7 protein-coding genes are annotated in these 6,051 nt (G+C 74.2%); all 7 read right to left on the bottom strand.

The window, feature by feature from the left end:
* Positions 1–171: 171 nt before the first annotated feature.
* The 7 genes from ACFC1F_RS08870 to ACFC1F_RS08840 all read right to left on the bottom strand — a co-directional run bounded on the left by ACFC1F_RS08870 (position 172) and on the right by ACFC1F_RS08840 (position 5,931).
* A complete protein-coding gene (locus ACFC1F_RS08870; protein WP_376156690.1) occupies positions 172–768 on the bottom strand; it encodes a hypothetical protein in 597 nt (198 codons plus the stop codon).
* Positions 769–985: 217 nt separating this feature from the next.
* Positions 986–1,924: an ABC transporter substrate-binding protein gene (locus tag ACFC1F_RS08865; RefSeq protein WP_209409463.1), complete on the bottom strand. Its 939-nt coding sequence runs from the start codon at positions 1,922–1,924 to the stop codon at positions 986–988.
* 119 nt (positions 1,925–2,043) lie between these two features.
* Positions 2,044–2,721 (bottom strand): ABC transporter permease, encoded by a 678-nt coding sequence (locus tag ACFC1F_RS08860; protein WP_376156688.1) that lies wholly within the window; start codon positions 2,719–2,721, stop codon positions 2,044–2,046.
* The gene (locus tag ACFC1F_RS08855; RefSeq protein WP_376156686.1) at positions 2,718–3,386 is read right to left on the bottom strand and encodes an ABC transporter permease; all 669 of its coding nucleotides are present in this window, start codon (positions 3,384–3,386) and stop codon (positions 2,718–2,720) included. Before ACFC1F_RS08855 ends, ACFC1F_RS08860 begins: the two co-directional genes overlap by 4 nt.
* A complete protein-coding gene (locus ACFC1F_RS08850) occupies positions 3,376–4,641 on the bottom strand; it encodes an ATP-binding cassette domain-containing protein (RefSeq protein WP_376156685.1) in 1,266 nt (421 codons plus the stop codon). Before ACFC1F_RS08850 ends, ACFC1F_RS08855 begins: the two co-directional genes overlap by 11 nt.
* A 331-nt stretch (positions 4,642–4,972) precedes the next feature.
* Positions 4,973–5,359, bottom strand: a complete 387-nt coding sequence (locus ACFC1F_RS08845; protein ID WP_376156683.1) for a rhodanese-like domain-containing protein — start codon at positions 5,357–5,359, stop codon at positions 4,973–4,975.
* On the bottom strand, positions 5,353–5,931 hold the full coding sequence (locus ACFC1F_RS08840; protein WP_376156682.1) for a cysteine dioxygenase family protein: 579 nt from the start codon (positions 5,929–5,931) through the stop codon (positions 5,353–5,355). The genes ACFC1F_RS08845 and ACFC1F_RS08840 overlap by 7 nt, the downstream gene beginning before the upstream one ends.
* Positions 5,932–6,051 lie beyond the last annotated feature (120 nt).

Below are 6,051 nucleotides of genomic sequence, written 5' to 3'. Positions count from 1 at the left end.
ATTTGTTTATCCGACCCGGCCGGGGCGCTCGGGCGCCCCCGGGGCTGTGGGGCGGGGGGCCCGCGGGGGGGGGCCCCGCCCGCCCACGGCTGCCCGGAGCTCAGGACGCCGGGCCGCTCACCGGGTGGCGTGAGGGGGGCCGCTCGGACCTGCCCACGCACCCGGGTCTGTTCAGGCCGGCGGGCAGAGGGTGGCGCGCAGTGCGTCGAGGATCTTCCCGGCCTTCTCGTCGCCGAAGCCCTGGGGGTGGTCGGGTGCGGTGAAGCGCTGGTTGGCGAGCTCGACCAGCTTGGTCCGGTCCTTGGGGAACTGGTACATCGACTGGCACTGGGTGCGGGCCCGGTCGACGGCCTGGTCCGACTTGCCGCCGACGATCGCCGGGTCGATCGCGTCCAGCGCGGCGACCAGCTTGGCGGTGACGTCGCTGCCCGGCTTGGTGGGCAGCCCGGCGTCGGCCGGCGGCGCGGGCTTGGACGGCGCCGCGGTGTTGGGGGCGTCGGGGGCGCCGGGTGAGGAGGCGCCGGGGGCCGGTCCGTCGGAGGCGCCCGCGGCGGGGGTGGTCGGCGTGCCCGGGGTGGCCGCGGCGGTGTCGCCGGTGGCGGGGGTGCTCGCGGCGGGGGCGGCGGGTGTGGTGGCGGCGGTCGAGGCGGTGGGGGTGCCGCTCGCGGTGCTGCCGGCTGCGGTGGTGCCGGAGCCCGAGCTGGAGCAGGCGGCGAGACTCACCGCGGCGAATGCCGTGAGGGTGGCGGCGAGAAGACGAGTGCGCATCCCGCCACACTGTCATGTTCGCGCCGCCCAAGGGAAGATCCTCAGATATGAGAAACGGGGCGTGAACCGGCGCAGGAGGCACGAGGAAGGAGGCAGTCGGGAGCGGGGACGGAGGCGGAGGCGGGGACGGAGGCGGAGGCGGGGACGGAGGCTGAGCGGGGACGGAGGGCGGCGGCCCGGGACGTTGCCCGGGGCCGCCGCCCGCAGGAGACCCGGCTCAGCTCAGGCCGTTGGTCTTCAGCCACTCCTTGGCCACCGCCGACGGGTCCTCCTTGTCGACGGCGACCTTCTTCATCAGCGTCAGCAGCCCCGCCGTGTCCAGCTTGGCCGACACCGCGTTGAGCGCGGCCGTGGCCTTGGCATCCACCCCCGCCTTGTTGACCAGCGGCGTGACGTTCTGCGCGCCGAACAGGCCCTTCGGGTCGGCCAGCGGCACGAGCTTCAGCTGGGAGATCTTCGGGTCGGTGGAGAAGACGTTGCCGATCTGGATGGTGCCGTCCTTGACCGCGTTGGCGGTGGTCTCGCCGGTCGGCTTCCACTCCTTGAAGGAGAGCCCGTAGACGTCCTTGAGCGGCTGCTCCTGGCGGTTCTTGAACTCCGGCGGGCCGCCGATGGTGAGCTCGCCCGCCTTGGCGGCCAGGTCGGCGATGCTCTTCAGGCCGTACTTGTCGGCGGTTTCCTGGCTGACGCTCAGGGTGTCCTTGTCCTCGGCGGGGGAGGAGTCCAGGAGGGCCAGCGAGGCCGGCAGGGTCTTCGCCAGCGTGGCGTTGACCTCCTCCTTGGTCGGTGCCGACGCCTTGCCACCCAGGTAGGCGAGGAGCGCGCCGTTGTACTCGGGCAGTACGGTCAGGCTGCCGTTCTGCAGCTGCCCGTAGAGCACCTCGCGGCTGCCGATGTTGAACTTCTCCTCGACCTTGACGCCCTTGGCCTTGAGCGCCTGCGAGTAGATCGAACCGAGCAGCACGTTCTCGGGGAAGTTCGCCGAGCCGACCACCACGGTGGAGCCGGAGCCCGCGCCGGTGGCCGCCGACGAGGAGCCGCCGCCCAGCGGGTCCCCGCCGGAGGAGGAGCAGGCGGTGGCGCCGAGGGCGAGCGCGGCGAGGGTGCCGAGGGCCAGGGCCCGGCGGACGTTTCTCCGGGGTGCGGAAGTCGACATGGTGACGTGTGTCCCTTCAGGAGCGTGAACGAGGATCGGTGCGGCCGCCGGGCGTGAGCGGGAGCGGCCGGTGCGTGGGCGTGGACGAGGAGCAGCCCGTCCACGGGTGCGGGGGACGATCAGCCGGCCCGGCGCCGGCCGCGCAGCCCGGGCGGGAGCGCGTACCGGGTGAGCAGGGCGAAGAAGAGCTGGACACCGACCGCGAGCAGCACCACCAGCAGCGCGCCGCCCGCCGTGACGGCGTAGTCCCGGGTGGCCAGCCCGTCGATGACGTACCGGCCGAGGCCGCCGAGACCGACGTACGCGGCGACCGTGGCCGTCGCGATCACCTGTACGGATGCGGTCCGGAACCCGGCCAGCAGGGTCGGCAGTGCGGACGGCAGGCAGACCTGCCACAGCACCTGCGGGTGCGTCAGCCCGACGCCGCGCGCGGCGTCCCGGACGTCCGGGTCGGTGCCGCGCACCCCCTCGACGGCGGCCACCAGCAGCGGTGGCGCGGCGAGGGCGATCAGCGGCACCAGGACGGCGGTGTCGCCCACCCCGGCCAGCAGCACCGCCAGCGTCACCAGCCCGAGCGTGGGCAGCGCGCGGGCGGCGCCGGCCAGCGAGGTGACGGCGGCGGCGCCGCGCCCGGTGTAGCCGATCAGCAGGCCGAGCGGGACGGCCAGCAGGGCCGCACAGAGCAGCGCCTCGCCGGAGAGCAGCAGATGCTCGGTGACGCGGTGCACGATCGAGTCCGGGCCGCTGAGGCGGTCCGGGGAGGAGAAGAAGTCCCCCAGCCAGGAGAGCCAGTTCACCGGGCCGCCCCCTTCTCCCGGACGGCCCACGGCGCGAGCAGCCGCCGTGCGCCGAGCAGCAGCAGGTCCACGGCCAGCGCCAGGGCGGCGATCAGCACGATACCGGCCACGATCGGGGTCGGGAAGGTGCGCTGGAAGCCGTCGATGAACAGGTAGCCCAGCCCGCCGCGCCCGATCAGCGCGCCGACGCTGGCCAGCGAGATGCTGGAGGCCGCCGCCACCCGCAGACCGGCCACCAGGTACGGCACGGCGGCGGGCAGTTCGACGGCCGTGAGCCGGTGCCAGGGCCCGTAGCCCATCGCGGTGGCCGCCTGCCGGACCGGTTCGGGGACGGCCCGCAGCCCGTCCACCGTGGTCGGCAGCAGCACGGCCACGGCGTAGAAGGTGAGCGGGATCATCACGGTGGCCTGGGTGGCCAGTCCGGTGTAGGGGATGAGCAGCACGAAGACGGCCACCGACGGCAGCGCGTAGACGACGTTGAAGACGGCGGCGAAGGGCTGGTAGAGCCGGGGGTAACGGGTGCAGACCAGGCCGAGCGGGACGGCCAGCAGCAGGCCGATCAGCACCGGGAGCAGTGCGATCACCGCGTGGTCGGCGAGCAGGTCGCCGAGGTAGCCGAGGTGGTCGCCGATCCAGTACCAGCGGACGATCGGTTCATCGTCCACCGGTGGCCCCGTCCGTCGCGGCCCGGTCGGCGCCGTCCGGTCCGTCCGTCGCCCCGGGGCGCCCCGTGGGCCGGACGCCGGTTGCCGCGGGCTGGATGCCGGATGCCGCCGGCTGGATGCCTGTTGCCGCTGACTTGACGACGGACCCCGCCGACTTGTCGGCGGTTCCCGTGAGGGCGGCGGGCGTGTCCGTGAGGGCGGTGGGAGTTCCGGTCAGGGGGGCGGTGTTCGCGAGGGCGGCGAGGACGGCCTCGCGGCTCGCCGTTCCGGTGGCCCGCCCGTCGGCGTCCAGCGCGACGGCGACCCCGGCGGGGGAGAGGACGGCGGCGTCCAGTGCGCTGCGCAGGGTGTCCGTCCCCGGGTGATAGCCGGCCGCCGGGTGCAGCGTGGCGGTGGGCGCGTCCCGGTCGATCCAGCCGATCGGGCGGCCTCGGTCGTCCAGTGCCAACTCCCAGCCGCCGTGGCGCAGCCCGTCGGCCACCGGGCGGACGGTGACGGCGGAGGCGGGGCGCAGGCCGAGCCCGCGCAGGCCGCGGTCGCGGCCGAGGAAGGCGGCGACGTCGTCGTCGGCGGGTGCGGTGAGCAGGGTGTGCGGATCGGCGAGCTGGGCGATCCGGCCCTGTTCGCGCAGCACCACGACCTGGTCGCCGAGCCGGACGGCCTCCTCGATGTCGTGCGTCACGAACAGCACCGTCTTGTGCAGCTCGGACTGGAGGCGCAGCAGCTCGTCCTGGAGCCCGGCGCGGACCACCGGGTCGACGGCGCTGAACGGCTCGTCCATCAGCAGCACCGGCGGGTCCGCTGCCAGGGCCCGGGCCACGCCGACGCGCTGCTGCTGGCCGCCGGAGAGCTGGAACGGGTACCGCTTGCCGGTCTCGGGCGCCAGCCCGACCAGCTCCAGCAGCTCGGCGGCCCGGGCGCGGGCCTTCTTCCGGTCCCAGCCGAGCAGGTAGGGGACGGTGGCGATGTTGTCGATGACCCTGCGGTGAGGGAAGAGCCCGGCCTGCTGGATGACGTACCCGATGCCGCGGCGCAGCTTGGCCGGCTCCAGCTCGGCGACGTCCGTGCCGTCGAGCAGCACCCGGCCCGAGGTCGGCTCGACCATCCGGTTGACCATGCGCAGCAGGGTCGTCTTGCCGCAGCCGGAGGGGCCGACCAGCACGGTTATCCGGCCGGTGGGCACGTCGAGGTCCAGGCCCCCGACGGCGATGGTGCCGTCGGGGTGGCGCTTGCCGGCGCCGTCGAATCTGATCACGGGGAGTTTCCTCGTCTCGGCGCCCCGCGATGGCGGCGCCGATGGTGGCGGTCTGTCGGTCGGTGGCGGTTTGTCGACAGTTGACGGTGCGTGACGCAGCTGTTTATCTGTCATATCACCTGCCCGGACGTTCTTCCGCCCGCGTGGCTGCCCAGGAATGGGCCGGCGGAAACCCTGATCAGACTATGACCTGAATCATCTCCTGTCTCTGACGCACCACCCGGGCGGGTAGGTCCAGGGCCGCAGGACCGGCGGGAAGGAGGATTCCGCGGCTCCGCGGAGCGGCGGATCCGGGCTCGCGGACCCGAGGGCCTCCGGTCCTGCCGGGCCCTCAGCCGCCAGGCCGGGTCGGCAGTCCGGCGGCCGCCCAGCCGACGAAGCCACCGTCCAGGTCGGTCGCCCGGTGCAGCCCCAGCTCGCGCAGTGAGGCCGCGGCCAGACTGGAGGCGTAGCCCTCCGAGCAGACCACGACCACCTCCACGTCGTACCCCGTCGCCTCCGGGATCCGGTGGCTTCCGGTCGGATCGAGCCGCCATTCCAGCACGTTGCGCTCGATCACCAGCGACCCCGGGATCTCCCCCTCGGCCGCCCGCTGCGCCGCAGGGCGGATGTCCACCAGCAGCGCGCCGTTCAGCTGCGCCTGGCGGGCCTCCCGGGCCCCGGGTCGGTGGACGCTCCCGCGGGCGCGCTCCACCAGGTCGTCGATCGTGGTCACCACTGCTCCGGTCCTTCCTGGGAGGTGCGGACCAGGCCACCGGCCCGCAGGTCGTAGTGCGCCATGGAGCTCAGCGGCGGCGAGTACGCGTGCAGGGTGACGGCCGGGCCGGAGGCCGTGTTGCGGACGTCGTGCACGTATTCGGGCCCGAATGCCCGGGTGGTGCCGGCGGGCACCCGGCGGATCAGCAGGCCCTGCTCGGGCCCGCCGAGCGAGAGCTCCTCCAGCTCGCCGAGCGCGACGGTGAACGCGCCGCGCGAGCCGCCGTGGTCGTGGAAGCCGGTGGACTGGCCGGGCAGCCAGCTGATCAGCCAGACCTCGTGGTCCTCGTCGGCCACCAGTCGGCGGTACCAGCGCTCGTCGGTGGAGAGGCGGACGTGGTGGATCCACCGGTCGGGCCGTTCGGCCAGCTCGCGGACGATCCCGCGCAGGACGTTGGGCGTCAGCGGGGCACGGACCCCGTCGGTGGTGGCGGGTGCCGCCACCGTGGTTGTGGCAGCGGACGTTGTGGCGGTGGACGTTGTGGGGTCGGACGTTGTGGGGTCGGCGGTGCCGGGGGCGAGGTCCAGACTCATGTGGGCGTCCTCGGGGGAGGCGGAGCGAGCGGAGGGCGGGGGCCGTGCCCGGGCGCGGACCCGGGTGCGGCCGCGGACGTGCCGACGGGCACGGGTGCGCCGGGCGGGGCGCGTCAGGAG

Origin of the sequence: Kitasatospora sp. NPDC056181 (genome assembly GCF_042266225.1) — a bacterium.
Classification (GTDB): Bacteria; Actinomycetota; Actinomycetes; order Streptomycetales; family Streptomycetaceae; genus Kitasatospora.
Note: the sequence above shows the minus strand (reverse complement) of the source record. Positions and strands in the feature narration are given on the sequence as shown.